The organism is Arthrobacter sp. Soil761, from assembly GCF_001428325.1.
Taxonomy (GTDB): Bacteria; Actinomycetota; Actinomycetes; order Actinomycetales; family Micrococcaceae; genus Arthrobacter.
Genome location: NZ_LMSF01000002.1, coordinates 234,764 through 261,675 on the forward strand (window position 1 = coordinate 234,764; position 26,912 = coordinate 261,675).

General features: G+C 67.3%; 28 protein-coding genes. 16 read left to right on the plus strand and 12 right to left on the minus strand.

The features are described 5' to 3' along the window. Nucleotides 1–29: 29 nt before the first annotated feature. Complete coding sequence (locus ASG79_RS03515; protein ID WP_018770298.1) at nt 30–1,247, minus strand: ROK family transcriptional regulator; 1,218 nt, start codon at nt 1,245–1,247, stop codon at nt 30–32. Between the two features lie 208 nt (nt 1,248–1,455). Here ASG79_RS03515 and ASG79_RS03520 point away from each other — a divergent pair, with 208 nt between their 5' ends. The 10 genes from ASG79_RS03520 (at nt 1,456) to ASG79_RS03565 (ending at nt 11,779) form a co-directional block, all read left to right on the plus strand. Continuing rightward, nucleotides 1,456–2,571, plus strand: a complete 1,116-nt coding sequence (locus tag ASG79_RS03520) for a Gfo/Idh/MocA family protein (protein ID WP_056388458.1) — start codon at nt 1,456–1,458, stop codon at nt 2,569–2,571. Beyond that, a complete protein-coding gene (locus ASG79_RS03525; RefSeq protein WP_018770300.1) occupies nt 2,568–3,398 on the plus strand; it encodes a hypothetical protein in 831 nt (276 codons plus the stop codon). The genes ASG79_RS03520 and ASG79_RS03525 overlap by 4 nt, the downstream gene beginning before the upstream one ends. A gap of 113 nt (nt 3,399–3,511) precedes the next feature. Continuing rightward, nucleotides 3,512–4,837, plus strand: a complete 1,326-nt coding sequence (locus tag ASG79_RS03530) for an ABC transporter substrate-binding protein (RefSeq protein ID WP_056388460.1) — start codon at nt 3,512–3,514, stop codon at nt 4,835–4,837. A gap of 12 nt (nt 4,838–4,849) precedes the next feature. Then, a complete protein-coding gene (locus ASG79_RS03535) occupies nt 4,850–5,812 on the plus strand; it encodes a carbohydrate ABC transporter permease (RefSeq protein ID WP_018770302.1) in 963 nt (320 codons plus the stop codon). Beyond that, nucleotides 5,812–6,702 (plus strand): carbohydrate ABC transporter permease, encoded by an 891-nt coding sequence (locus ASG79_RS03540; RefSeq protein ID WP_018770303.1) that lies wholly within the window; start codon nt 5,812–5,814, stop codon nt 6,700–6,702. Before ASG79_RS03535 ends, ASG79_RS03540 begins: the two co-directional genes overlap by 1 nt. Before the next feature lie 41 nt (nt 6,703–6,743). Next, nucleotides 6,744–7,508, plus strand: a complete 765-nt coding sequence (locus ASG79_RS03545) for a sugar phosphate isomerase/epimerase family protein (protein WP_056388462.1) — start codon at nt 6,744–6,746, stop codon at nt 7,506–7,508. Further along, the gene (locus ASG79_RS03550; protein WP_018770305.1) at nt 7,505–8,632 is read left to right on the plus strand and encodes a Gfo/Idh/MocA family protein; all 1,128 of its coding nucleotides are present in this window, start codon (nt 7,505–7,507) and stop codon (nt 8,630–8,632) included. Before ASG79_RS03545 ends, ASG79_RS03550 begins: the two co-directional genes overlap by 4 nt. A 45-nt stretch (nt 8,633–8,677) precedes the next feature. Then, complete coding sequence (locus tag ASG79_RS03555; protein WP_056388464.1) at nt 8,678–9,856, plus strand: Gfo/Idh/MocA family protein; 1,179 nt, start codon at nt 8,678–8,680, stop codon at nt 9,854–9,856. A gap of 25 nt (nt 9,857–9,881) precedes the next feature. Continuing rightward, nucleotides 9,882–10,883 carry a sugar phosphate isomerase/epimerase family protein gene (locus ASG79_RS03560; RefSeq protein WP_056388466.1) on the plus strand — a complete coding sequence of 334 codons (1,002 nt, stop codon included), beginning with the start codon at nt 9,882–9,884 and terminating at the stop codon, nt 10,881–10,883. An 11-nt stretch (nt 10,884–10,894) separates the two neighbouring features. Next, entirely contained in the window at nt 10,895–11,779 is an 885-nt protein-coding gene (locus tag ASG79_RS03565; protein ID WP_056388468.1) for a TolB family protein, read from the plus strand. Between the two features lie 7 nt (nt 11,780–11,786). On the opposite strand, the gene ASG79_RS03570 is transcribed toward ASG79_RS03565, so the two are convergent. The 3 genes from ASG79_RS03570 to ASG79_RS03580 form a co-directional block, all read right to left on the minus strand. Beyond that, nucleotides 11,787–12,656, minus strand: coding sequence for a glycosyltransferase (locus ASG79_RS03570; RefSeq protein ID WP_056388470.1), 870 nt, complete (start codon nt 12,654–12,656; stop codon nt 11,787–11,789). 190 nt (nt 12,657–12,846) lie between these two features. Continuing rightward, entirely contained in the window at nt 12,847–13,206 is a 360-nt protein-coding gene (locus tag ASG79_RS03575; protein ID WP_056388472.1) for a hypothetical protein, read from the minus strand. Between the two features lie 77 nt (nt 13,207–13,283). Next, entirely contained in the window at nt 13,284–14,183 is a 900-nt protein-coding gene (locus ASG79_RS03580) for an SDR family oxidoreductase (protein WP_056388474.1), read from the minus strand. Between the two features lie 219 nt (nt 14,184–14,402). Between ASG79_RS03580 and ASG79_RS03585 the strand changes: the two genes are divergently transcribed. Together ASG79_RS03585 and ASG79_RS03590 are read left to right on the plus strand one after the other, a co-directional pair. Then, on the plus strand, nt 14,403–14,924 hold the full coding sequence (locus ASG79_RS03585) for a DUF6328 family protein (RefSeq protein ID WP_056388476.1): 522 nt from the start codon (nt 14,403–14,405) through the stop codon (nt 14,922–14,924). Nucleotides 14,925–14,927: 3 nt separating this feature from the next. Further along, the gene (locus ASG79_RS03590; RefSeq protein WP_056388478.1) at nt 14,928–15,590 is read left to right on the plus strand and encodes a DUF6766 family protein; all 663 of its coding nucleotides are present in this window, start codon (nt 14,928–14,930) and stop codon (nt 15,588–15,590) included. 80 nt (nt 15,591–15,670) lie between these two features. On the opposite strand, the gene ASG79_RS03595 is transcribed toward ASG79_RS03590, so the two are convergent. The 4 genes from ASG79_RS03595 to ASG79_RS03610 all read right to left on the minus strand — a co-directional run bounded on the left by ASG79_RS03595 (nt 15,671) and on the right by ASG79_RS03610 (nt 19,344). Further along, nucleotides 15,671–16,795 (minus strand): glycerate kinase, encoded by a 1,125-nt coding sequence (locus ASG79_RS03595; protein ID WP_056388612.1) that lies wholly within the window; start codon nt 16,793–16,795, stop codon nt 15,671–15,673. 108 nt (nt 16,796–16,903) lie between these two features. Next, a complete protein-coding gene (locus ASG79_RS03600) occupies nt 16,904–17,713 on the minus strand; it encodes an SDR family oxidoreductase (RefSeq protein ID WP_018770315.1) in 810 nt (269 codons plus the stop codon). Between the two features lie 102 nt (nt 17,714–17,815). Continuing rightward, on the minus strand, nt 17,816–18,259 hold the full coding sequence (locus ASG79_RS03605; RefSeq protein WP_018770316.1) for a hypothetical protein: 444 nt from the start codon (nt 18,257–18,259) through the stop codon (nt 17,816–17,818). Nucleotides 18,260–18,567: 308 nt separating this feature from the next. Beyond that, nucleotides 18,568–19,344 carry a class I SAM-dependent methyltransferase gene (locus tag ASG79_RS03610; protein WP_056388480.1) on the minus strand — a complete coding sequence of 259 codons (777 nt, stop codon included), beginning with the start codon at nt 19,342–19,344 and terminating at the stop codon, nt 18,568–18,570. Nucleotides 19,345–19,556: 212 nt separating this feature from the next. Between ASG79_RS03610 and ASG79_RS03615 the strand changes: the two genes are divergently transcribed. From ASG79_RS03615 to ASG79_RS03625, 3 genes are all read left to right on the plus strand, one after another. Beyond that, nucleotides 19,557–21,218 (plus strand): ATP-binding protein, encoded by a 1,662-nt coding sequence (locus ASG79_RS03615; protein WP_056388482.1) that lies wholly within the window; start codon nt 19,557–19,559, stop codon nt 21,216–21,218. Nucleotides 21,219–21,238: 20 nt separating this feature from the next. Continuing rightward, nucleotides 21,239–22,789: a putative bifunctional diguanylate cyclase/phosphodiesterase gene (locus ASG79_RS03620; RefSeq protein ID WP_056388484.1), complete on the plus strand. Its 1,551-nt coding sequence runs from the start codon at nt 21,239–21,241 to the stop codon at nt 22,787–22,789. A 170-nt stretch (nt 22,790–22,959) separates the two neighbouring features. Then, the gene (locus ASG79_RS03625) at nt 22,960–24,021 is read left to right on the plus strand and encodes an EAL domain-containing protein (protein WP_235509719.1); all 1,062 of its coding nucleotides are present in this window, start codon (nt 22,960–22,962) and stop codon (nt 24,019–24,021) included. A 77-nt stretch (nt 24,022–24,098) separates the two neighbouring features. Here ASG79_RS03625 and ASG79_RS03630 read toward each other — a convergent pair whose 3' ends face one another. Further along, entirely contained in the window at nt 24,099–24,335 is a 237-nt protein-coding gene (locus ASG79_RS03630) for a DUF6480 family protein (RefSeq protein ID WP_056388486.1), read from the minus strand. 134 nt (nt 24,336–24,469) lie between these two features. Between ASG79_RS03630 and ASG79_RS03635 the strand changes: the two genes are divergently transcribed. Beyond that, nucleotides 24,470–24,784, plus strand: coding sequence for a hypothetical protein (locus ASG79_RS03635; protein ID WP_056388488.1), 315 nt, complete (start codon nt 24,470–24,472; stop codon nt 24,782–24,784). Here the strand turns inward: ASG79_RS03635 and ASG79_RS03640 are convergent. The 3 genes from ASG79_RS03640 to ASG79_RS03650 form a co-directional block, all read right to left on the minus strand. Further along, entirely contained in the window at nt 24,781–25,605 is an 825-nt protein-coding gene (locus ASG79_RS03640; protein WP_056388492.1) for a glycerophosphodiester phosphodiesterase, read from the minus strand. The two genes, ASG79_RS03635 and ASG79_RS03640, sit on opposite strands and share 4 nt — an antisense overlap. 42 nt (nt 25,606–25,647) lie before the next feature. Further along, nucleotides 25,648–25,911: a hypothetical protein gene (locus ASG79_RS03645; RefSeq protein WP_018770324.1), complete on the minus strand. Its 264-nt coding sequence runs from the start codon at nt 25,909–25,911 to the stop codon at nt 25,648–25,650. A 111-nt stretch (nt 25,912–26,022) separates the two neighbouring features. Next, nucleotides 26,023–26,841, minus strand: a complete 819-nt coding sequence (locus ASG79_RS03650) for a Cof-type HAD-IIB family hydrolase (RefSeq protein WP_056388493.1) — start codon at nt 26,839–26,841, stop codon at nt 26,023–26,025. Nucleotides 26,842–26,912: the final 71 nt, after the last annotated feature.

Below are 26,912 nucleotides of genomic sequence, written 5' to 3' on the forward strand. Positions count from 1 at the left end.
CACGCCGGGTAGGCCGGGGATTCCCGGCTTTACCCGGCGATGGCGCCTGCCAGCGTGGCTTCGATGACGGCCGGCGAGAGGACGTACTGGGTGACCAGTTTGCTTGCGCCAAGGACCGCCGCCTGGCTCCCGGCACGGGAGCCGTTGATGCGCAGGTGCGAGGTGGCCAGCGGCGGGGAGCGCCGGTACACCACCTCGCGGATGCCGGCCACCAGGTGCTCGCCCGTCTCGCCAACGCTGCCGCCCACCACAATCACGGACGGATTGAGCAGGTTCACCACGGTGGCCAGAACCTCGCCGATGTCCCGGCCGGCCTGGCGCAGCGCCTGGATGGCCTGCAGGTTGCCGTCGGCGGCGAGCCGGAGCACGTCCGAGCCCTTTGCCACGTCCAGTCCCTGGTCCCGGAGGGAGCGCACGACGGCGGGACCGGACGCCAGCGCCTCCAGGCACCCATAGTTTCCACAGGCACACAGGACATCCGCGCCGCGGGCCACCTGGACGTGGCCCAGGTCGCCTGCCGTGCCGTTGGCGCCACGCTGCAGTTCCCCGTTGCTGATGATGCCGGAGCCGATGCCGGTTGCCACCTTCACGAAGAAGAAGTTGTTGTGTTCGGGCCAGTGCGCGGACTGCTCCCCCAGCGCCATGATGTTCACGTCGTTGTCCACCAGCACGTGGACGGGCAGGGACCGCTGGACGTAGCTGACCACGTCGAACCCGTCCCAGCCCGGCATGATGGGCGGCTTGACGGGCTTGCCGGTGTCATGTTCCACGGGCCCGGGCAGCCCGATGCCGATCCCGGCCAGTTCCGCAACGGTCCGTCCGGTGGACGCCAGCAGTTCCTTGCCCTGCGCCACCACCTGGTCTAGCACGGCTTCCGGCCCGTCGGCCACCTGCTGCGCCAGCCGGTGTTCGGCCAGGATGTTTCCGCCGAGATCCGTCACCGCAACGATGACGTGCGTGGCGCCCACGTCCACGGCCAGCACCAGGCGGGCTGACGGGTTGAAGGCAAAGCGCGACGGCGGCCTGCCGCCGCTGGAGAGCGCCTCACCCGCGGGACCCACCAGGCCGGACAGCATCAGCGCATCGATCCGCGAGGCGACGGTTGAGCGGGCCAGACCCGTGCTCAGCGCAAGCTCGGCGCGGGTGCGGGCCCGGCCGTCACGAAGCAGTTGGAAGAGGTCCCCGGCGCGCGACAGGCTGCCGACATCGGACTCTTTTCCGGCCTGCTTACCTGTCACTGAAGTCATGTCTAAGTCATAACACTCTTACTTTCTGCTGTCACCAATCAGAAGAATGACGCGCAACAAACAACTTTTGCTTGACGTGCGTCAAAAGTAGTTCTACGTTGTGACTCAAGGCACATTCGCGGATCCGATGGTGAACATCAGCCGCACTGATTCCGGCACCGTAATCCGCTTACACCCCCAGAGTCCGCTTACAAAGAGGTAACTGACCTTGTCCCAGCAAGCAGCGTCCCAGCACGCAGCGCCGGCAGACCGGCCGCTCCTCGGCGTCGGCATCCTCGGCGCGGGGCCCGTCACGCAGGCCATCCACCTCCCGGCACTGGCCCGCCTCCAGGACATCCTGGAAGTACGGCACATCATGGATGTGGATGCCGCCGTGGCCTCGTCGGTGGCAGCCCGCGTTGGCGCCACGGCCGGCACCAGCATGGCTGCCCTGCTGGACGATCCCGCCGTGGACGTCGTGGCAATCTGCAGCCCCCACCAGTTCCACGCCGACCAGGTCATCGCCGCCTGCAGGGCCGGCAAGAAGGCCGTCCTCTGCGAAAAGCCTTTCGCCATGAACGCCGAAGAGGCCGCCCGCATCTCGGCCGTCAGCTCCGAAACCGGGGTCCCAATCGTCGTCGGGGCCATGCACACCTTCGACCCCGGCTGGCTCGCGGCCGAACAGAACTGGGGCGACCTTCCCGGGCAGGTCCACACCATCCGTTCCTCCATCGTCCTGCCGCCCAATGCCCGGTTCGAGGACTTCGCCACCGAGATCGTCACGCGGCCGGCCGCAGGCCGGCCCGACTACTCGGACCCGGACGTCATCAAGAGCGCACTCCGGGGCGGGATCATGGGCCTGGCCATCCACGACCTGCCGCTGGTCCGCCGGTTCACCCCGGACTTCACGGACCTCGAAGTCCTCCAGGTGTTCCACGTCCGCCCGTTCGGCTATGCCGTTTCGCTGCGCACCCCAACCCGCGTCATCGAACTGCGTGCCGTCATGAACGGCACCTGGAAGCCCGAGTGGACCTTCGAGGCCATCGGGGACGATGCGGCCCTTCACATCGACTTCACACCGTCGTATGTCCAGGCCGGCTCCGCAGTGGCCACCCTCACCCGCGGCAACGGCAGCGATACCCGCACGTTCGGCCCGTACGGCCACAACGGTTATGAGGGCGAATGGCGTGAACTTGCCGGGCTTGCCCGGGGAACCCGCCAGGCACCCGCCGCACAAACCCTGATCGACGACCTCACCTTTGCCCTCGCCATCGCCGACGCCACGGCAGCAAGCGCCGGGGCGGGGCATGCCGGTGCCGCGGAAAAAGCAGGAGTTACGCCATGAGCGGCCAGTACACGGTCTCGGCATCACCTGCCGCGCGGGAAGAGGGCGCGGTTACCCAAACGGTGGCCTCACTGCCTGCAACCTTCGGCCCGGCTCCGGAGAGCCGGCAGGGCACGGCCGACGTCCTGGTGGTCGCAGGCGGACCCGGCTGGACCACCGAAGCCCTTCACGCCGTTGCCGCCGGCGCCCGCGGCGTTGTGGTGGCCAACCCGGCACCCGAGGACACCACGGAATTGGCCGCCGCGGTTGACGCCGCAGGAACCGCCGTCGTCCTGGACCTCCGCTGGGCCTCCAACCCCGCCCTGGTGGCGGAAGGCAGCACCCCGGACGCCCGCGACGCAGTGCGCAGTGCCCTGGGCAGCGCGTCCCTGCTGGACAGCGTTGCGACGGCGGCCCCCGGCACCGACCCGCAGCGGCTCCTGGGCGAACACCTCGCCGCGCTGCTGGCCGTCAACGGACCGCTCGACGGCGTAAGCCTCCTCCGCAGCGACGCCACGGGATACACGGTGGCCGGCAGGCTGGCCAACGGCGCGCCCTTCACCGCCCAGGGCGTGCTGACCGCTGCCCGCCCGGCCGCCGTCGACATCCGCCTCTACACCGCGGACGGCGGGGTGTCCGTCCAGGTCCCGGATCCGGACGCCGCCTGGCCGGCCGAAGTCCGGGTCACCGGAGCCCATGGCGAACTTTTGCTTCCCACGCTTTACGAATCCGCCCACCGGTCAGCGTGGCGGCGCCTGAAGGACCATCTTGGCGCCGGCACCCGGCCGGACGATCTGGCCGGGTTCGCCCGGCTGACCGACCTCTACGCAACCCTCGCTGCCACGTAACCAGACCCACCGATACGCAACCTGAACAGCAGTCCAGTCCCACCTCCACTCTCGACGATGAGCAGGACCGCACCAACGGCGCACTGCGCCGGCCGGTCCCGAAAGGACACATCATGAACGCAACTTCCGAACAGCGCCGCCCCTTCTCCCGGCGCGGTTTCCTGGGCCTGACGGCTGCCGCCGCCGCAGCACCCCTCCTCGCCGCCTGCGGCGGCGGCTCGGCATCGCAGGGCGGCGGAGGCGGCGCGGGCGGAACGGTCAAGTTCTGGGACATGCCGTGGGCAACGCCCGCCTACAACGACGCCGCCAAGGGCATCGCGGAAGGTTTCTCCGGAGCCAACGGCGCCAAGGCCTCGTACCAGATCATCCAGTGGAACAACTTCTACCAGACCTTCTCCTCCGCGATCGCCTCGAAGACGGGCCCGGCTGTCTCCACCGGCGGGGGCTTCCAAGCCTTCCAGTTCGAGCAGCAGGGCCAGATCGCGTACGCGGACAAGGTGATCGAGAAGCTGAAGGCCAATGGCCAGTTCAACGACTTCCTGCCCGGCGTGCTGGACCCCTTCAAGTCGGACAAGGGCTACGTGGCGGTCCCGTGGCAGCTGGACATGCGCGTCTTCTGGTACCGCAAGTCGCTGTTCGAGAAGGCAAACGTTGCCCTCCCCACGGACTGGCCGTCCCTGCTGGAAGCAGGCAAGGCCCTGAAGAAGGTGGGCGCATTCGGCTTCACCACCGGCGCAGGCGCGGGCAACAACTACGCCAACCACTCCATGATCATGATGATGGTCAACAACGGCGGCGGTGTCTGGAACAAGGACGGCGAGCTGGACCTGATGAACGACCGCAACGCGGAGGCCATGGAGTTCGTCCTGGAACTCGTGTCCAACGGCATCGTCGACCCCGCCGCTGTCAGCTACACCACGGACAACATGTCCGCGCAGTGGAAGGACGGCAAGGCAGGCTACGGCCTGTTCCAGGTCAACGTTCCGCAGCGTGTGGGCGATACCTCGGGCGACCTGCTGGTGGCTGACCCCATCAAGGGTCCGCACGGCGACAAGGCAACGATCGTCTTCCCGAACAACATCATGATGTACACCAACACCCCGTCCCAGGAGGCGTCGGAGGAGTTCCTGGTGTACTACCTGGGCCAGCTCAAGCAGCTGTGGCAGAAGAAGCTGATGTCCGCCCTTCCGGTCTTCAAGTCGATCACGGAGATTCCCGAGTTCGCCAACGACCCCAACAACGTCAAGATCGTCAAGGACTGGCAGCCCATCGCCAAGACCTTCGCCGCCCAGGGCAGCAGGCTCAACGCCAACCTCGCCGCACTCGACGGCGGGCAGGCACTGAACCAGTTCAGCCAGACCATCATCACCGGAAAGGCCGACGCCAAGACTGCCCTGCAGACCTTCCAGTCCGGCCTCGAATCAGTCCTGAAGAAGTAGGACGGACCGCCCATGTCCAGCACCACCACCCAGTCCGGCCTGGCCCGGGCCCGCCGCGGGATTGCCCCCGGCGGGTCCGGGACCGCCCCCGGCAAGCGCAAGAGCAAGCTCTCCGCCCAGGCGACCAGGACCTTCTTTTGGCTCCTGCTTCCCTCCGTGGTCCTCCTTGTCCTGATCCACGGCTACCCGCTGATCTATGCGGCCATCCAGGCCACGCATGACGGGGACCTGCTCCAGACCGGCAACTTCGTGGGCGCGCAGAACTTCGCCACCGTCCTGACGTCGCCGGCCTTCTGGAAGGCAGCACAGTTCACGCTGTGGTTCACCATTGTGGGCGTCTTCGGGTCATGGCTCGTGGGCCTGGGCCTTGCCCTGCTCCTGCGGACCAGGATTCCGGCCGGCGGCACCTTCAAGGTCCTGCTGCTCCTGCCGTGGGTGGTGCCCATCGTGGTCTCCTCCACCGCATGGAACTGGCTGGTGGCCACCCCGGACAGCCTGATCCCGTCGCTGTTCCGGAACCTGGGCATGGGCACCCCGCTCTTCCTGGCCGACCCCTCCCTTGCTTCCATCACGGTGATGGTGTTCAAGGTCTGGGTCAGCTTCCCGTTCATGATGATGATGATCTCGGCCGCGCTGGCCTCCGTGGACACCACCGTTTACGAGGCAGCCAGCATGGACGGCGCCAGCCGCTGGCAGCAGTTCACGCAGATCACCCTGCCGCTGATTGCCCGCTCCACCTACATCAGCTGGATCCTGATGACCATCTTCTGCGTCAACGACTTCCCCACCATCTACCTGCTCACCGGCGGCGGCCCGGTCAACGCCACCACCTCCCTGGTGGTCCTGGCGTACCGGACCGTGTTCCAGGACTTCGCCACCGGCCCAGGCGTGGCCATCGCCTTCCTCATGACCATGACCCTGGTGGTCATCTCGGTTATCCTGTACCGCCAGATCCGAAAGTCGAGCGTCGAATAATGAGCGCAGTACTCCACGCCCATCCCGAATCCGGCCCCACGCTCGGCGTCGATGCCGGCAAACGCCGCAGGGTCCTCTCCGAGGCGGGACAGCGCGGCCGCTGGTGGCGGTTCGCCGCGATCCTCATCATCACGGGGATCGTGCTGGTGCCCATCATGGTCACCATCCTCCTGGCCTTCACGCCCGGGCCAAACAGCACGGCCACCGGCCTGACCTTTGAAAACCTCGGCAACGTCTTCTCCAAGACCCTGGCCGCCACCTGGCTGAAGAACAGCCTGATCACCACCCTTTCCACGGTGGTGGTGTCCGTGGCCGTGGCCGCACCTGCCGGCTACGTCCTCTCCCGTGGCCGCAGCAAGGCGGTTTCCGGATATTCGCTGCTCCTGTTCGTGATGCAGTCGCTGCCCATCATCACGTCCGTGGTGCCGCTGTTCATCCTGTTCGCCGGCATGGGCCTGGTGGACAACCTCCTGGGCCTGACCATCATCTACGTCGGCTCCACCATGACGGTTGCCACCTGGATGATGGCCGCCTACTTCGATTCCATCCCGATCAGCCTGGAGGAGGCGTCCTGGATCGATGGGTGCTCCGTTTTCGGCTCCTTCACCAAGGTGGTCCTGCGGAACTCCCTGCCCGGCGTCCTTTCCACCGCGATCTTCGCCTTCCTCCTGGCCTGGAACGACTACCTGGTGGCCATCGTGTTCCTGCGCTCGAATGAAATCTTCACCCTTCCCATGGGCGTGCAATCCTTCTTCCAGCAGAATGCAACGGACTGGACCTCGGTCATGGCCCTGGCCGTGGTCATGATGCTCCCGCCCGTCATCGTCTTCGCCACCTTGAACAAGTACTTCAGCGTGGGCGGCATCGGCGGCTCGCTCGCCGGCCGCTGACCCCAACCCCAACGACCTCTACAGAACCGCTAAGGAAACCCATGTCCTACTCACTGCAGCTTTACACGCTCCGCAATGCCATTTCCGAGGATCTTCCGGGGACCATCAGGAAGGTGGCGGAGATCGGCTTCACCCAGGTTGAACCGTACAACTTCGTGGCCACCGCCAGGGAACTCGGCGCCGCCCTGAAGGAGAACGGCCTCACCGCGCCGTCCGGCCACGCGCCCCTGATGAGCCAGGACCAGGACGAAATCTTCGCGGCGGCCAAGGAACTGGGCATCACCACCGTCATTGATCCTTTCCTTCCCGCCGAGCACTGGCAAAAGGCCGAAGACATCCAGGCCACCGCCGAAAAGCTCAACGCGGCCGCCAAAAAGGGTGCTGAATACGGCATCCGCGTGGGCTACCACAACCACGCCTGGGAACTGGAGTCCACCATCGAGGGCCGCACGGCCCTGGAGTACTTCGCATCCCTCCTGGACCCGGAACTGGTCCTGGAGGTGGACACCTACTGGGCAGCCGTGGGCGGCCAGGACCCCGTGGAACTCCTGGCCAGGCTGGGCGACCGGGTGAAGTTCATCCACATCAAGGACGGCCCCCTGAACAAGGACAATAAGGCCCAGCAGCCCGCAGGCCAGGGCAAAGTGCCCGTCATGGAGGTCATCGCCGCAGCAAAGTCGCTGGAGGTGGGCGTGGTGGAGTTCGATGACTACGCCGGCGACATTTTCGATGGCATCGCCCAGAGCCTTGCCTTCCTGAACAGCGACACCGACAGCAACACCGCAGCCGAAGGAGCCAACGCGTGAGCACCCCCGCAAGCAAGCCGGCCCGCACCGGGCCGGTGGGCGTTGGCGTCATCGGCGCCGGCGTGATCAGCAAGCAGTACCTGGACAACCTGACCGCGTTCCCGGACCTCAAGGTCCATGTGATCGCCGACCTCTTCGAGGAAGCCGCCGAGGCCCGGGCCAAGGAGTACGGCGTCCCAGAGTGGGGCGGCGTGGACAAGGCCCTGAACCACCCCGACGTCGAGATCATCGTCAACCTCACCATTCCCGCCGCCCACGTGGAGGTGGCCACCGCCGCCGTCAACGCCGGCAAGCACGTCTGGACGGAAAAGCCGTTCTCCCTGGACCGCGAATCCGGGCTGGGCCTGCTCAAGACCGCCGACGCCGCCGGGATCCGCCTTGGCTGCGCCCCGGACACCTTCCTCGGGGCCGGCATCCAGACGGCCCTGCGCCTGATCCAGCGCGGCGACATCGGCACGCCGCTGACGGCGATGACCACGTTCCAGACCCCCGGCCCGGAATCCTGGCACCCCAACCCCGCGTTCCTCTTCCAGCACGGCGCCGGCCCGCTGTTCGACATGGGCCCGTACTACCTCACCACCCTGGTCCAGGCCTTCGGCTCCATCCGCAAGGTGGCCGCCGTCGGGTCCAAGGCCAAGGATGTGCGCGTGATCGGTTCCGGGCCCAAAGCCGGCGAGGAGTTCACCGTCGAGGTGCCCACCCACGTCTCCGCGATGGCGCAGTTCGAATCCGGCGCCTCCTCGCACAGCGTCTTCTCCTTCGAGTCCCCCCGGACCCGGATGGGATTCGTGGAAATCACCGGGACCGAAGCCACCATCTCGCTGCCGGATCCCAACTACTTCACGGGCGACATCAAGCTCTGGCGCGCCGGCGACGAGGACTGGACCACCGTTCCGGCCACCGGGCCCGCCAACGGCCGCGGCATGGGCGTGCTGGACATGGCACGCTCGCTGCGGGCAGGAACAGCCCACAGGGCCACCGGCGAACTGGCGTACCACGTCCTGGACACCATGGTCTCGATCTCCGAGTCCATCGATGCGGGCACATTCGTGAACGTCGAAAGCTCGGCCCCGGTATCCCCCGCCCTCCCCGAGGACTGGGCACCGGAAACCGCCACCCTCTAAATCCAGCACGTAGTCCAGCCAGCAGGAAGCACGCAGGAACGCATCATGACCACACCCGCACACCCGTCCGAACCTTCGGCCTCCCAACCGGCTTCCCGCCCGCTGGGTGTAGCCGCGATCGGTTACGCCTTCATGGGCAAGGCCCACTCCAACGCGTGGCGGAACGTGGCCAGCTTCTTCGACGTCCCGGCCTTCGAGCAGAAGGTCCTCGTGGGCCGGGACGCCGGCGCCGTCGCCGAGGCGGCGGCCAAGTACGGCTGGGCAGAATCAGCCACCGACTGGCGCACGGTGATCACCCGCGACGACATCGACATCGTGGACATCTGCGCCCCGGGATGGATGCACGCCGAGATCGCCATCGCCGCCCTGGAAGCAGGCAAGCATGTCCTGGTCGAAAAACCCCTGGCGAACACCCTCGCGGAAGCCGAGCTCATGACCGCCGCCGCGGCCAAGGCCCGGGCCAAGGGCGTGCAGTCGATGATCGGCTTCAACTACCGGCGCGTCCCGGCACTGGCCCTGGCGAAGGAGCTCATCGCCGAAGGCCGCCTGGGCACGGTCCGGCATGTCCGCGCCGCGTACCTGCAGGACTGGCTCGCGGACGCGCAGGCCCCCATGACCTGGCGGCTGCGGAAGGAAACCGCCGGGTCCGGCGCGCTGGGGGACATCGCCAGCCACGCCATCGACCAGGTCCTGTTCCTCCTGGGCGACCAGGTCACCGAGGTCAGCGGCCGGCTGAACACCTTCGTGGGCCGCCGCCCCGGCACGGACGGCATCGAGGACGTCACGGTCGACGACGCCGCCTGGGCCACGCTGTCCCTCACCTCCGGGGCGGTCGCCTCAGTCGAGGTCTCCCGGGTGGCCACCGGGAGGAAGAACTCGCTGCAGATCGAGGTGTACGGGGACAAGGGCAGCCTCCTGTTCGACCTGGAAAACCTCAACGAACTCGGCTTCCTGGATGCCACCGTCCCGGTCCGCGAACAGGGCTTCCGCCGGATCCTGGTCAACGAGCCGGAGCACCCGTACCTGGACGCGTGGTGGCCGCAGGGCCATATCATCGGCTGGGAACACACCTTCACGCACCAGGTCCGCGACTTCCTGCTGGCCATCCGGGACGGAAACCAGCCCTCGCCGTCGTTCGAAGAAGGACTGAACGTCCAGTACGTCCTGGACGCTGTGGAGGAATCCGCCGCCAACAAGAGCACCCTCACCGTCGTCCGCCACTAGCACCCCGTCTTCCAAGGAGCCCTGAATGCCCCGCCCGTTCACCCTGTTCACCGGCCAGTGGGCCGACCTGCCCTTCGAAGAAGTCGCCCGCCTGGCCTCCGGCTGGGGCTACGACGGCCTGGAAATCGCCGTCTCCGGCGACCACCTGGACGCCTGGCGCTGGGACGAACCCGGCTACGTCGAGTCCAAACTGGAGATCCTGGGCAAGTACAACCTCAAGGTCTGGGCCATCTCCAACCACCTGAAGGGCCAGGCCGTCTGCGATGACCCCATCGACTTCCGCCACCAGGCCATCGTCGGCTCCAAAGTCTGGGGCGACGGCGACCCCGAAGGCGTCCGCCAACGCGCCGCCGAGGAAATGAAACACACCGCCCGGCTGGCCAAAGCCCTCGGCGTGGACACGGTCGTCGGGTTTACCGGCTCCTCCATCTGGCAGTACGTGGCCATGTTCCCGCCCGTCCCGGAAAAAGTCATCGACGCCGGCTACCAGGACTTCGCCGACCGCTGGAACCCCATCCTGGACGTCTTCGACGAATGCGGCGTCCGCTTCGCCCACGAAGTCCACCCCTCCGAGATCGCCTACGACTACTGGACCACCGTCCGCGCCCTCGAGGCCATCGGCCACCGCGAAGCGTTCGGCCTGAACTGGGACCCCTCGCACATGATGTGGCAGGGCATCGACCCCGTCTCCTTCATCTGGGACTTCAAGGACCGGATCTACCACGTGGACTGCAAGGACACCAAGATCCGCCAGACCGGCCGCAACACCGTCCTGGGCTCCCACCTGCCCTGGGGCGACCCCCGCCGCGGCTGGGACTTCGTCTCCGCCGGACGCGGTGACGTCCCCTGGGAAGCCTCCTTCCGCGCCCTCGCCGCCATCGGCTACACCGGGCCCATCAGCATCGAATGGGAGGACGCCGGCATGGACCGCCTGCACGGCGCCCCCGAAGCCCTCGCGGCCCTGAAAAAGTACGACTTCCCCGCCTCCCAAACCAGCTTCGACGCCGCCTTCAGCAGCAAGGACTAGGACGAACTGACGTGGTCCGCACCCTTCAACCAGGCCAGCGCTGCGAGGTGTGGACCGCGTCGGTCACCGGCGAATCCTCGCTGGTGTTCCGCACCGGGGACATGCTGCTCGAGGCGCCCAACTGGACCCTCGACGGCCGGGCGCTGATCCTTAACGGAAACGGGGAACTGTGGCGGCTCAACCTAGCGGCCGGTTCGCTGGAGCCCCTCCCGCTGACCGGCGCCCCGGACCTCAACAATGACCACGTCCTGGACCCTGACGGCAGCAGCATCTTCCTCTCGGGCGAGGACGGCCACATCTACCGCGCACGACTGGCAGGCGGGCGGGCCACCAGGATCACGGACGACGACGGATCCTTCCACTTCCTCCACGGCGTCAGTCCGGATGGGCGCAGGCTGGCGTACGTGGACATTGCGGCGGGAGACTTCACGCGGCCCGGCCGGCTGCGCACCATCCCCGCTGGCGGAGGCCCGCCCTGGGACGTGGAGGTGGGCGGGGGACACTGCGACGGGCCCGAGTATTCACCCGATGGCGACTGGCTGTACCTCAACACGGAGTCGTTCACCACGGCACCCGGCCATGCCCAGCTTGCCCGGGTCCGCCCGGACGGCAGCCAGTTCGAGCGGCTCGTCAGCAGTGACACCGTCGACTGGTTCCCGCACCTGTCCCCCGACGGGCGCCTGGCCAGCTATGTGCGCTTTCCCGCTGGAACCCGGGGCCACCCCGCAGACCTGCCGGTCGACGTCGTCCTTGTCTCCACCGGCGACTGGACCGCGCCGCTGCACACCTGGCCGCTGTTCGGCGGCCAGGGCACGCTCAACGTCAACAGCTGGGCGCCGGATTCGAAGCGGTTCGCGTATGTGGCCTACCCGCTGGACGCCGCGCAGGGCCACTAGGGCCTGGTCACACAGCGTCCTCGTTCAGGACCACGTCGTACGCCTCTACCCGCCGGTCCGTCACGGTCGTGGGCGGTTCAAGGTGGACCGCGCCGGACGGCAGGATCCCGGCCCCGCCGTACCGTTCCATCACCTGCCACTGCGCCACCACGTCCTCCCCGGCGTGGTCTGCAGGGAGCGTGCTCCAGAAACGGAACCCGCCGGCGTCGTCCAGCGCCTCCCTGCGGTAGAGCACACAGCCGCCCAGCCAGGCCACGTGGTAGGGCACCCACTCGCCGGGCTGCAGCGACAGTTCCGCGCAGACGTGGCTGAGGTTGGCGGCGCTGTGCAGCGGCCAGCGTTCAAAACCCGGGGCACCCGGACGGATGCGCTCCGGAGCCACCGGTCCGTCCCAGGCCTGGAAGGAGGCCGTCTGTTCCGGCCTGCGGTCGTCCAGGAAGGACAGGCCCTGCGGTGCCATCCCCACGAAACCGCACTGGAGCTGGTCCAGTGCCTTGCTCAGCCGTTCCACGGCACCGGGCTCCAGCCAGACGTCGTCGTCCAGGAAGAGGCACTGATCCGCGGTGGACTGGTCCAGCAGGAACTGGCGGTGTTCGGCCAGTCCGCGCCGCGGAAGGTGCCGCAGCAGCGTGACGGGCCGGCCCTGCACCTGCAGCACCCGCACCATGGCGGCGGCAGCGGGATGGTCCCAGGCCGGCTGTCCGGCTGACTGGTCGCTGATGACGACGGCGAACGCGGGCTCGGACTGTGCGGCCAGTCCCGCGAGGGTGACGGCGAGTTCGGCAGGCCGGTTGCAGGTGGGCACCAGGACGTCCACCGCTACCTTGTCCGGCCGGTCCTGCGGCCGCGCCCACTGTTCGGAAGATCTCCTGCCCACACTCCACCTTCCTGGCGTTGACGTTGGTGCCGGCGGCAGCGCAGGCTGCTTGCTGCTGCCTGCCGACGGGATGGGGTTCCGCGTGTTCCGTACCCCGAGGGACGGGATGTATTCGCCTTGGCGAAACCGCAAAGGCCCCCGCTTCCACTGCCCGGGGGCAGCGGAAACGGGGGCCTTTGGTCAGGAGGCTTTATCCGGCGTCGAAGCTCTCGTCGTCGTCATTGGGCGACTCTTCCTTCGGAAGGTCGTTTCCGCTGCCGTCGGGAAGGCCGGTCGCTTCCTGGCCCGACTCCGAGGACACCGGCGCCGACCCCTGGGAATCGTCATTGGACTCGTCGATCTCGGCCGCGCTGGACGGAAGATCCATGTCGTGCGGGACGGGAGCCTGGCCCGCGCCCGACTGCGGTTCGTTCGTGTCCGCGCCGGCCGTGGACGCGCCGCCGCCGGACTGCTGGCCACCCTGCGTGCCTGCCGCCTCCTGCTCGGCCGTGGGGGTGCCGTAGCCGCCCGGAGCCGTCTCGGGTTCAGCCTGCTGGTTTTCCTGCGTCATGCTTCCTCCTGTTGTTCGTTGCCGATATTGCTGGTCTGGTGATGCCGGCCCGGATGCCCCAGCGGGTGGGACCCCTATTAAAGCCCCTTGCCGCCCGTGACCGGGAGGACTGCACCGGAAATGTAGGACCCGTCCTCGGATGCGAGCAGCACGTACGCCGCGGCAAGCTCGGCCGGCTGCCCCGCGCGCCCCAGCGGCGTGTCCTGCCCAAAGGAGGGGAGCTTGTCCGGCCATTCGGTGGCCGGGATCAGCGGTGTCCAGATGGGGCCCGGGGCCACGGCGTTGACGCGGATCCCCTTGGGACCCAGTTCCTGGGCCAGGGCCTTGGTGAACGCCACCTGCGCCGCTTTGGTCATGGCGTAGTCGATGAGCCCGGGTGACGGGTTGAAGGCCTGGATGGAGGCCGTGGTGATGATCGAGGCACCCGCCTTCAGGTGCGGCACGGCCGCCCGCGCGGACCACAGCAGCGAGTAGAGGTTGGTGCGGAAGACCCTGTCGAACTCCTCGGTGGGGAGCGTCTCGAGGCTCTCGCGGTTCTTCTGGTACGCGGCGTTCAGGACCAAGATGTCGAGGCGGCCGAATCCGGAGACCGTCTCCTCCACGATGCGGGTGCTGAACTCCTCCTCACGTCCGTCACCGGGAAGCAGGAGCGCGCGGCGGCCGGTTTTCCGGATCCATTCCGCCGTGTCCTGCGCGTCGTCTTCCTCCTCAGGCAGGTACGAGATCGCGACGTCGGCCCCTTCCCGGGCGAAGGCGATGGCGGCAGCCTTGCCGATGCCTGAGTCCCCGCCCGTGATGAGGGCTGCCTTGCCGTCGAGCTTGCCGTGCCCCTCGTAGCTGCGCTCCCCGTGGTCGGGTTTGGGGTCCATGGGGCCGGTCAGCCCGGGCTGCTTCTGTTCCTGCTCGGGAAACGGGTCCGAGTGGTAGCCGCCGCGCGGATCCTTCGGCTGGTCTGTTTGCTTGTCGGTCTCGCTCATAGTCCGCCTGCCTGTGTCGGTTGACCTGTGTCGGTGCGAAGGGCCCGCCGTGCTCCGGCCCTTCGAAGCTATCCCGGGCGGAGGACCAAGTCCACCGCCCAAGACTAATAATCAGTAAACTTATCAAATGTAGGAGCACGCGCAACGGCCTGCCTTGTTTCTGGGTACGGGAGGAGTAGAAAGAAAGCCTGGGCCGCGGCCGGAGAGGAAGGAGGGCCGATGTCTGAGGTTGAGGACTACACGGGCCGGACGGGACGCAATGAAACCCGCGAGGAGCAGCTTGACCGCAACTGGGCGGAACTCCTGCAGGAGCTCCGCGTACTTCAGACCGGGGTGCAGATCCTGGCCGGCTTCCTGCTGACGCTGCCGTTCCAGCAGCGGTTCGAAAAGCTGGACGGCTGGGAGGTTGGCCTGTATCTCGTCAACGTCGTCATCGCCGCGCTCACCACGGCCTTCATCCTCCTCCCGGTCAGTGTGCACCGCCGGCTTTTCCGCAAGCGGCTCAAGGAAACACTGGTCTCCAGCGCCGACAGCATCACCAAGATCGCACTGGGCGGCATCGCCCTGCTGAGCGCCGGAACAGCCGCCCTGGTGTTCGATGTTGCCGCCGGGCGGTCTGCCGGCGTCACGGCCGGGGGTGCACTGCTGGGCGTCATGGTGGTCATGCTGGTTTTCGTTCCGCTCCGCCTGAACAAGCGGGCTACAGGCAGGATCCTCCCGCCACCATCGGACAAGGAGTAAGACATGCGCAAATGGGCAAGGGAACATGGCCTGCTGCTGGCCAACCTGGGCTGCTTCCTGGCGTTCTTCGTGGGCATGATCCTCTCCGGAGCCGCTTCCTACAGTGAAGACCAGCAGGCCCACGGGGAGCCCGCCGTCTCGGTCCTGGAGTTCCTGGGCACGGGCGCCTTCGTCGAGGCCACCTTCGAGAACTGGGAATCGGAGTTCCTGCAGATGGCCATGTACGTGGTCCTCACCGTGTTCCTGTTCCAGAAAGGCTCATCCGAATCCAAGCCAATGGGCAAGGAGGCGCCGCAGGATGAAGATCCCCGCCAGGCGGCCCTGCGGAAGGCCACGCCCTGGCCGGTGCGGCGGGGCGGAGTGGTGCTCAGGGTGTACGAGCATTCACTGTCGATCCTGCTGTTCTCCCTGTTCCTTGGCTCGTTCTTCCTGCACGCCGCCGGCGGTGTGGACGAGTACAACCAGGACCAGCAAAGCCATGGCCAGCCCGCCATCACGTACCTGCAGTACCTGGGCACCAGCCGCTTCTGGTTTGAGTCCTTCCAAAACTGGCAAAGCGAGTTCCTGGCCGTCGCGGTCCTGGTGGGCGCGTCGGTCTACCTCCGGGAGAAGGGGTCCCCGGAATCGAAGCCCGTTGCCGAACCCCACTACGAGACCGGGACCTGAAGGCCCGGCCCACCTGGCCGATCCAACACCCGGCCCAATCCAGCCGGCAATCCAACCAGCCCCACCCAAGTGGCCGTGGGCTAGGCCCCTTCGAGTACCTGGCTTGTTGCCCAGGCCAGGTACTTGCCGGCGTTCGCCACAGCGTCCTGTGGGCTGGATGCGACGTCCAGCAGCTGCGCCGCGGAAACCACGCCGTGCCCGGCAAGGTCCTCAAGGGTCACCAGGATCCTGCCGGCCACCACGATGACGGGAATTCCGCGTTCCCGGGCTGCGTCCGCGAGCGCGATCGGCGCCTTGCCGGTGAGTGACTGGGAATCCATGGATCCCTCACCGGTGATCACCAGGTCTGCCTGGTCCAGCTGCGCGGCCAGGCCGGTCAGTCCGGCCACCAGTGCGAAGCCGCCTTCCAGCGTGGCGTCGGTGAAGGCAAGGAACGACGCCGGGAAGCCGCCGGCGGCGCCGGCGCCTGGGACGTTCACGTCCCGGCCCGTTGCTTCCCGCAGCACTGACGCCCAGTTGCGCAGCCCGGCGTCGAGCATTTCCACGCTGTCCTGGTCCGCGCCCTTTTGGGGGCCGAAAACGTGCGCGGCGCCGGACGGCCCGTACAGCGGGTTGCGGACGTCGACGGCGATGCGGAACGTGGTTGCAGACAGCCGCGGGTCCAGCCCGGTGGTGTCCAGGGCGACGATGTCCGCCAGGGAACCGCCGCCCAGGGGCACCACGTTCCCCGCGCCGTCCAGGGGCTTCAGGCCGAGGGCGCGCAGGGCGCCGCTGCCGCCGTCGGTCATGGCCGAGCCGCCCAGGCCCAGGACGATCTCGGTGGCGCCCGCATCCAGTGCGGCAGCAATGAGCTGGCCGCAGCCATAGCTGTGGGCACGCAGGGCGTTGGCGGGCGTTGGTTCCATGTCCGCCAAACCGGAGGCCTGGGCCGTTTCGATCACTGCCGTAACCTTGCCGTCCCCGGCCTTGTGGATGGCCCAGGCAGCGCCCAGCGGGGCAAGGATGGGCCCCACCACGGCGTTCAGCCGCTCTTCGTAGCCTGCGGCCACGGCCGCCTCAAGGGTGCCCTCGCCACCGTCGGCAATGGGGAACTGCGTGACGACGGCGTCCGGGTACACCCGCAAGGCGCCTTCCGCGATGGCAGCGGCAGCCTCGGCCGCCGTCAGGGACCCCTTGAACTTGTCCGGAGCGATAAGAATGCGCATGCGGTCCATCATGCCAGCAAGCCACCGGAAAGCGCTTGCCAGATCCGCGATATGGACTCTGTGACTGCCCCACGCTCAGGAGAACAGCCAGCGACAGGCACAAGGGGCCTACGCTTCGCGCCAGTCGTTGCTGGTGATGTGCGATCCCGCCTGCGGACCCATCTGGAGCATCCCGCCGTCGACCACCCACGCCGCACCGGTCACGTAACTGGAGGCAGGCGAGGCGAGGAAGGCGATGACGTCGGCGATCTCCCGGGCATGCCCGGGCCGGCCCAGCGGCACCCCGGGGCGCTTCGTCGTCGTCGGATCCTGGTCCTCCTGCCCCGTCATTGGCGTGGCAATCTCCCCCGGCGCCACCGTGTTGGCCGTAATGCCGTACTGGCCCAGCTCCAGGGCGAGCGTCTTCATCAGGCCGCCCAGGCCGTGCTTGGACGCATCATAGGCGGACGATCCGACGCGCGGCTGGAACTCGTGCACGCTGGACACCGCCACCAGCCGGCCGCCCTTCCCGGCCTTGACCATGCGCCTTGCTGCCGCCTGCAGGCAGACGAACGCGCCGTTGAGGTTCGTGTCCAGGATCCTCATCCAGTCATCGATCCCCATGTCCAGGAACTTTGTGCTCGCACCCGTCCCGGCATTGTTCACGAAGACATCCAGGCCGCCCAGCTCCCCGGCGAGTTCATCGATCACGCCGGCAGCGGCGTGGAGCTCGGTGGTGTCCAGCTGCCGGACCACGGCCTTGCGCCCCAGGCCGCGGATTTCTTCGGCGGTACCCTCGGCGCCTGCCTTATCCGAATGCCAGGTGACACCCACGTCCATGCCGGCGCGGGCGAGCGCCACGGCGGTGGCCTTGCCGATTCCTGAGTCTGAAGCGGTGACGATAGCGGTGGTGGGCGTGAAGTTGCTGGTATCCGGCATGGCGGGGCCTTTCGTCAGGTCTGGCGGGTCTTGTCAGGGCGGGTCTTGTCAGGGCGGCTCTGGTTCGGGCGTGCCGGCTCTGTTCAGGCGGGGCGGCTCTGTTCAGGCCGGGCGGCGGAGATCGGGCTGGTAGGACTCGTCGGCGGCGGTGGCCGGGCTGCCGCCGGCTTCCCGGGGCTCCGGCTGTGGTTCGGGCACGGCCATCAACGGAACAGCGAAGGTCACCACCGGCCGGGCACCGCCGTCGTCCGCCGACCTGATGGTCAGGCTCCTGGTGCCGGGCGGCACCGACGGGGTAAACACCTGCAGGTTGCGGGAACCGACGGTGGCCGATTCCTGCAGGGTGTATTCCGTGCCGAAGTGGTCCTCCACGATGAGGTGCGGTTCAGCCGCGTCATCCGAGGGAAGGTGGATGTTGACCACCAGGCCGGATGCCCAAACCTCCACTGACAGGATGGTGAACTCCGTGGCGGAGGTGACGTGCCGCCCATAGGTGGGCGGAAGGAGCATCCGGCGCAGGGCGCCGGATGGAATGAAGTTGCTCATGATGGTTCCTGTAGGTCTTGCGCCGGCGGTCGGGGTGGCGGCGCCGGAGGGTGATCCGGTGGTGGCCGAACGTGGTGGCGCGGGTGCGGCTTAGGCGTCTTCGCGATCCGCAGCATCCGCATCGCGGATCCGGTTGCCTTTATCTCCTGCCATCGCAGTCTTCCCTCCATCCCCAGCTAACTAGTAAGTCTACTTACCATGGAGCCTCCGGATCCGGCCCCTGTCAAGGGGATGGAAGGCAGCCTGCGGCCGGACTGCGGGGATATGCGTGAAGTCTGCGGAACAGTTCGAACACCCCGTTGCCAGGGCTACCGGCGGGGGCGGACCACCGCGTAATACCCGGGCACCCTGTCCTGGCCCGGCACGCCGGTTACCGGGTTGGTTTCGATGGCCACATGGCCATCCTCAAGGAGTTCCCAGTCCGACGCCGGGAACGCACGTTCGCGCTCTTCCGGCCCGAAGTGCCCCGGCATGGGAAGCCCGCGGATGGCCAGCTCCAACGGCGCCGGAATGCCATGCGTGCTTGCCCCAAGATGGGTGACGTACTCCAGCGGGTTTCCCTGGAAGTTGGTTTCCGCCATGAAGACCGTCCCGCGGCCGCCCACCAGGATCCGCAGGTTGTCGACCATCGCCGTTTGGTGGGCCGGATCGAGGACATGCAGCACGCCGCGGATAAAGACGTTGGCGCCGTCAGGGCCCAACTGGAAGGACTCCGCCAGTTGCCCGGCAGCACCCTCCGCCGTCATGTCCCTGGCTTCAAAGGCGGCGTTTCCGATTCCTGCGGACTCCGCCCGCGCCCGGGCAACAGCATGGGGTGAGACGTCCACGCCGATGACCTGTGGAAAGATCCCGGCGAGCGCGCGGGTGAAGCTGCCGTGCCCACAGCCGGTGTCCACAACGGGAAGCGCAGGGTCCAGGTTACGAAGGAGGCTGTCCTGGTAGCCCTGGAACTCATGGTTGCTCCCCGAGTCCCAGAGGACCTCGCCGCCCGGACCGGTGGAAGTAATGCCGGCCCAGTACCGGTCCCACGCCTTGTGCCGGTCCTTGGGGGCGCTGCGTGAGAGCCTGATGAGCTTGGGGATCATCAGGTACTTCTGCCAGGTGGACCGTGGCGACGTTGTTGGAGACACGGCTCAAATATATGGTCCTGCCCGTCCCGGTGGCGGACCTTCGGCAACATTACGGCGTGCCACAACTCCCTGGCAGCGCGGAAAGCGGGGGTAGGGGTGCGCACGCCGTGGACCCGCTTCGCCCGCATCCCCCTAGAATGTAGTCAACTGGGAGGGAAGGGAGCACTGTGACGGCTGTCCCGAGTGACGCGCGCCTGCCCCGCACGGCCGTCGTGGCCGATCCCGACGCAGGCCGGAGGGCCCGTAACGCCCAGGCGCTGCGCGACGCCGGATACACCGTCCTCGAAGCCACCGACGCCGGCAGCCTCGCCGCGGTGCTGGACGGCGGTGAACCGTCAGTCGTCGTCGCCGATGCCTTCCTGTCCGGCGTCCTGTCAACCACCACGTCCGCCGCCCCGGTCCTGGTGATGGTGGACCTGGACAGCCCCGCGGAGATCGCAGCTGCCAACCCGCCAGGTGTCCACGACTGCATCACCAAGCCGCCTGCACCCCAGGAGCTGGTGCACCGCGCGTCCGTCCTCATCGACCAGGTATCCCGCCGCCGCGCCTCCAGGCAGGAAGCCGAAGCGCTCCGGGAGCAGTTGCGTGAAGTCTCTGCCGCGGTGCGCGCCACCAACGACCCCCAGGAAATCGCAAACCACGTCGTCGCGGGATTCGGCCGCACCTTCAAGGCCGACCACGTTGTCCTGGCAACCTTCGAGGATCACCGCGTCCCCGTAATCACGGCCGGGTGGCACAGGCGGGGCCTCGCGGAGCTGCCCGCTGACGCCCTTCCACGCGAGGAAGAGGCCCGTGCCACGGCGGACATGCTCTGGGCCGGGACCGAGACGCTCTCCGCCGACGGAAACGAACCGGCCGCCCGCAGCGAGGCGAGGCCCGGCCCCGGTCCCGCCATCGCTGGAGCCGCCTCAACCCTGGCGGTGCCCATCGGCGAAGGAAATTCCTCCCTGGGCATCATCTGGATCGCCATGATGGACCGGCCCCGGACCTGGTCCAGCGCTGAACTGGGGCTGATCCAGCACGTGGCCGGGAACGCCGCCTACGGCCTCATCCAAAGCCACCTGATCAGCAGCCAGCAGCAGGTGGTCAAGCAGCTGAGGGAACTCGACAAGGCCAAGACTGACTTCCTGGCAACGGTGAACCACGAGCTGCGGACGCCGCTGACCTCGATCATGGCGTACCTGGACATGATCCAGGAAAGCACCGAGCATCCGGTGTCCCGGGAGGTCCACCAGATGCTGGACATCGTGGTCCGCAACACCGAACGCCTCCGCACGCTCATCGAGGACATGCTCAGCGTCTCCCGCGGCGGGCTGGACAACGCCGCGATGCAGCTGGCACCCGTGCGGCTGGGTCAGACCCTGGATCTGGTGGCCGCGGCGCTCCGTCCGCTGGCCACGCTGCAGAACGTCACCATCGACGTGGACCCCGTTCCGGAGGATCCGGAGATACTCGCGGACGAAGTGCAGCTGCAACAGGTCTTCACCAACTTGGTGTCCAATGCCATCAAGTTCACGCCCAGCGGTGGACGGATCGAGGTGGGCAGCGAGTCCCATGCCGCCGCGGACGGCTCCAAATGGGCCACCGTGCGCATCGCCGACACCGGCATCGGCATCTCGAGCGATGAAATCAACCACGTATTCACCAGGTTCTACCGCGCCTCCAACGCGATGAACGGCGCCATCCCGGGAACAGGCCTGGGCCTTGCCATCTCCAAGGACATCGTGGACCGCCACGGCGGCCGGATCGACGTCGCCTCCACCCTGGGCTCCGGGACCACTGTCACCGTCAGCCTTCCCCTCGGCACCGACAACGTCCAGGCCAACTAGGCGCCGAAGGAGGACCTGCCATGTTTGCCGACGACGATCCCCGGCTTTCGCAGCTGCTGGAAGGCATTGTCCGGCTGGCTTCCGGGGACCTCAGCTCCCGGATCGAGGTCTCACCCGCCCGGGATGAACTGGACGCGATCATCATGGGCACCAATCTCCTGGCCGAGGACCTGCAGATCATCTACGAGGAGCTTGAGCAGCGGGTGCAGGTCCGGACCCAGCTGCTGCACGAGGCGCACCTTGAAATGCAGAAGATGGCAATGCAGGACCCGCTGACCGGCCTGGCCAACCGGTCCGCACTGATCGAAGCACTGCGCACCGCCCTGGAAGCCCGCACCGCGGCCGGCGGCGAGCCGGCGGATGAAGGCCCCGCCATCTTGCTGATGGACCTGGACGCGTTCAAATCCATCAATGACAGCCTGGGACACACGGCCGGCGACCAGGTCCTGGTGACTGTGGGCGAAAGGCTCCGGACCGCGGTCCGCGCGGCGGACGTCGTCGCCAGGCTGGGTGGTGACGAGTTCGCGATCGTCATGCCGTCGGCGTCGGCAGACCAGGCCGCCATCGTGGCGCACCGCATCCTGGCCGCGCTCACCGAACCCATCGAACTGCCCGGCCGCAGCGTGCGTTGCGGTGCCAGCATCGGGCTCAGCGTGGGCAGTGAAGGCCACAGCCCGGAGGACATGCTGATGGAGGCCGACGTCGCCATGTATGCCTCCAAGGCTGAAGGGCAGAACAGGCTGCACCGGTTCGAGCCGGCCCTGCTGCTGATGCGGCGGCTCCGCAGCCAGCTGGTGGACGACCTGCGGGCCGCCATCAAGGATGACGCGCTGACGCTTTACTACCAGCCCGTGGTGGAGCTCGCCACGGGACGGATCGAGGGCGTGGAGGCACTGGTCCGCTGGAACCACCCCACCCGCGGCTTCATCATGCCGGACGAGTTCATTCCCCTTGCCGAGGAGGCGGGACTGATCTCGGAACTGGGCCTGTGGGTGCTCAGGACGGCTGTGAGGCAGCTCCGGGCCTGGATCGACGCATGCCTGCTGGACAGTACGTTTTCCGTGCGCGTCAATATCTCCGCCACAGACCTGCAGAGCCTGCAGTTCATCGAGGACGTGCGGAACGTGCTCCAGGAGACCGGGGTCAGGCCCGACCAGGTGGTCCTCGAATTGACCGAAGTGGCCATCGTCAAGGGCAATGAACTGGACCGGTACTCGCTGGGCGGGCTGCGCGGCCTGGGCGTGGGCATCGAAATTGACGATTTTGGCACCGGCTACTCCTCCATCAGCTACCTCCGCCGGCTGCCCGTGGACCGGGTCAAAGTGGACAGAACGCTGATTACCGGGCTGGAGACCGATCCCAGCCAGCCTGCCCTGGTGGCCGCCGTGCTGCAGCTGGTACGGGCGTGCGGGCTGGAAGCCGTATGGGAAGGCGTGGAAACCGCTGAGCAGGCAGAAATCCTGCGCGGGCTTGGCTGCCGCAGCGCGCAGGGCTACTACTTCAGCCGTCCGGTTCCGCCGGACCAGATACCCCAACTGCTGGCTGACCAGCAGGAAAGCGCTAACCAGTAACGCAAAACTACTGCGCTTTTGTGGCCGCCGTTATACGATCAGCGTGCGGTGTCTGGTTTTTCGCCGCCGCGAAATTCAGGTCTGGCAACACCGTACTTTTATAAGGCGTTTGGAAATTTGAACATTATTGGGCCATTGGGTCATTACTTCGTCAACTGGGGGCGTTGCTAATGTCGGTTCGGGTACAGGCATGGGGAATTATCGCTGCCGTGCTGGCGGATACGGATCCTGCGGGAGCCGCTGTCCGGCAACGGCTGAGCAAGAGCCTCGACGAGAATCCAGGCGTGCCGGAACGCGCTTTGCTGGAGTATCTCCTGGAGACCCGGCGCAGCGATGCCAACACCGTGGAAACACTGGAAGCGGCCAGGGACATGCGCCTCACAGCGCCCACCCTGCCGCCGCAGTTCGCTGAGCAGCTGGACGCCATCCGCAGCATCTCACGGATCAGCGCCCTGCTCGAGAACCAAATGCTGATGACCGCATTCCAGCCCATTTACGGCCTGGAAGGAAAAACCGTGGTCGGCGCGGAAGCCCTCTCGCGCTTCGTCAGCGATGACGGTGCCGCTGCGGAACTGTGGTTCGCCGAGGCCGCGGCCGTGGGCCTGGGCGCAAACCTGGAGTTCTCGGCTTTGGGATCCGCCGCGGCGGCAGCCCGCGACCTGCCGGACAACCTTTATGTGTCCCTCAATATTTCGCCCACCTCCTGCATGGACCCGCGGCTGCCGGAACTGTTCGACCATATTGAACTCCCCATCGACCGCATAGTGCTCGAATTGACCGAGGACATTCCGGAAGAGGAATATCTGCAGTTCATTTCCGCGATCAATCCACTGCGGGAAAAAGGCCTGCGGATTGCCGTCGATGACACCCACACCGGGGCGGGCGCCCTCAGCCGCATGATCCACCTGCTTCCAGACTTCCTCAAGGTGGGACGCAACGTAATCGGCGACGTCGACAAGGACGGCCTCCAGCGGGCACTGTCGGCCTGCCTGGTGGACTTCACCGACCAGATCGGCACCATCCTGGTGGCTGAGGGGATCGAAACGGTGGGCGAACTCAAGGTCCTCACCGAACTTGGCATCAGCGCCGGCCAGGGTTACCTGCTGGGGCGGCCGTCAGTGCGGCCCCAGGACTGGGCCAACTGGAACACGCGGCTGGACGTCGACGGCCTGGAGCGCCATTTGGCGGGACCAGGGGAGTCGCGGGGCCGCCATGGCAAAGGGACTTCCTGACACACAGCACGCTCACACCTGAGGCGAGCAGCGCGGCGCATGGCATGACGCCAGACGCCGCGCCTGCCATTTAACCGCTATTCGGAGTGGCCCTGGTCCCGGCTCATCTGGCCCTCGGCCGGCGGCGTCTCTCCCGGGGGCACTCCCCCGCCCGGTTCCAGCCCGGTGACATTGCCCTCCGCCGGGTCGGGGTTTGGCGAACCGGCCGCCTCCCTGCTGCGCTGCTCCGCCAGGTGCGGCTGGGCGGAGCCAACGTCTTCCTTCCCCGGGCGGTCGGGGTTCGCGGGGTCATTCTCCGGATGGTAAGTGCTCATGCTGGTCTTCCTTCCTCTCCGGCTGCGGTCCGATTCCCCAGCACTGGACTAATTGTAAGCATGCTGATAATTCTGGAGGAGTAGGGCCGGTATGCCGCTGGGCGCCGGCACGCAATGTCGGAAGGAGCAGTCAGATGGGAATCGGCGACAGCATCGGCAAGGCAGCAGAAAACGCCATGGAGGACCTGGCCGGAACATCCAAGCCGACGGAGAAGATGGATGTTCCCGACCCCACGAACCCCAATGACGACGTGGAAGTCCACTCGTCCCTGAGTGAAGGTTCAAATGCCATGGAGGCGGAGAAGCAGAAGGCGCCCGGCCTCAAGACAGGGGCTGCCCCGGAACCGGTCTCCAACCGTCCCCTGGGCGGTGACACCGACGAAACTGACCCTGGCCAGGCGGACCGCGACGGCCTTACCGGCGACGCCACCGCGCCGTCCGGAGGCTAGGAACCCGGCACAGGCGGGTGGCCCTGCGGCCACTCCCCGCGCTCCATGAGCACTTCGCGAAGCAGGTCCGCGCGGTCCGTGACGATGCCGTCCGCGCCCAGGTCGAGGAGGCGGTGCATTTCCGCGGCATCGTTGATGGTCCAGACGTGCACCGCCAGGCCAAGGGCGTGGGCGCGGCGGATGAACCCGGCGGTGACCACAGGGATCCGTCCATAGCGGACGGGGACCTGCAGCGCATGGACGTCCCTGAGCACCCGGCGCATGAGCCGGTGGAACACCGGGCGTGGAAGCACGGGGCCCAGCAGGGTGAAAAGGGCATTGGAGGACACGCCGGCGGAGGAGGCAACCGGCCGGCTGAGCAGTTTCAGCACCGCCCGCCGTCGACGGTCCGAAAAACTGGTGACCAGCACCCGCTGGTGCACTTGGTGCCGCTCGATGGCGGCGGCCGTGCTGTGGACGGAGCCCCAGTCCTTGACGTCCAGGTTCAGCCGGGCGTGTGGCAGCTGGGTCACCAATTCATCGAACGTCGGGATGGGCTCGCGGCCGTTGATCCTGGCCTTGGCGACGTCCGCGGCCGGCAGGTCCGCCACGCGGCCGCTGCCGTCGGTCAGGCGGTCCAGGGCTTCATCGTGGAAGAGCAGCAGCACGCCGTCGGCCGTGGTGTGCACGTCCGTTTCCAGGTACCGGAAGCCCAGTTCGACGCCGGAGCGGAACGCGGCCATCGAGTTTTCCAGCCCCTCAGCCGAGAACCCGCGGTGGGCCATGGCGATGGGTAGCTGCCGCCCGGCGTCGTCCTTGTGCTCGAAAAAGGGCAGGGTCACAATGTGAGCGTACCCGAGCCGCGCGGGGTTGGGGCCGGCGGGTCAGTCAGCGCAGTCGGTTTCCCCGCATGGCACAATGTCCACCCCGTCGCCGCAGTGCAGGAGCGTCCGGCCGCGGCCGCCGTCCAGGTGGACCCAGACTGCCGTGTGGTCGGCGGTGATGGTGTCCACCACGCCGCCTGCCTCAAAACCGGGCGACAGCAGGACGCGGACCCGGTCGCCCTGGCGCAGCTGCTTCCAGTGCGGAGCCGGGGTTGCTGGCCGGTGCGGCCCATCGGCCATGTGCTGTTTGACGTTCCTTGCCATGGTTGCCCCCTATGAGCCGGCGTAAGTCGTGCCTGCTTTCCATGGTTCACGCTAGGGGGCGAAGGTAAACGCCAGGTGAGCGGCAGCTGTGAATACGGGGGGCTGCTGCGGTCAGGAAAACTGGACGCCCAGGGAGGCGAGCCGCGCCTCCAAAACCTGGGCCACGCCGTCGTCGTCAAAATGCGGTGCCTGCTGCCCCGCCGCGCGGATGGCCTCCGGATGGCCGCTGGCCATGGCATAGCCGTGACCCGCCCACCGGAGCATCTCGATGTCATTGGGCATGTCGCCGAAGGCCACCACATCCGCGGCATCAATGCCCAGCCCCGAAGCGTACTCGGCCAGGGTAACGGCCTTGTTGACCCCCGGCAGGGAGAGTTCCAGCATGGCAACGCCGGGCGAGGAGTGGGTCGTCGCGGCCAGGTGCTCGACGGCGGGTGCCACCTCGGCGAGGAAATCATCGGGTGTGCCGTCGCGGACGATGGCAAGGAATTTGACCACCGAATCGTCACTGGTGAGCGTGTCCTTCAGCGGGGCCGGGGTGAATTCGGCCAGCAGCTCGCTGGATTCATTTTCGATGAAGCCCGGTTCCAGATGGAATCCGGTGAGCGTTTCCGCTGCGAACAGGGCCGCGGGGCGGAGCGCCTTGATGATGCCGCGGACCTCCAGGACGGTGTGGATCGCCAGGGTGCGGGCGGAGACCAGGCGGTCCGCCTCCAGGTCCCAGACCACGGCACCGTTGGAGCAAATCACCCGTCCCGTGTGGCCCAGCTGCTCCTCGAGGGGGTGCAGCCAGCGCGGCGGACGGCCCGTGACAAACACGAGCTCGACGCCGGCATCGCGGCAGGCGTGGAAGGCGCGGATGGTGCGGGGGCTGATTTTTCCGTCGTGCCCAAGGATCGTTCCGTCAATATCGCTTGCTACCAGCCGCATGATGCCAGTCTACGTGGGGGTTTGCGCACCGTCGCCGCCGGAGCGTCCGCTTCGGGTCCGCGGGCTGTCCA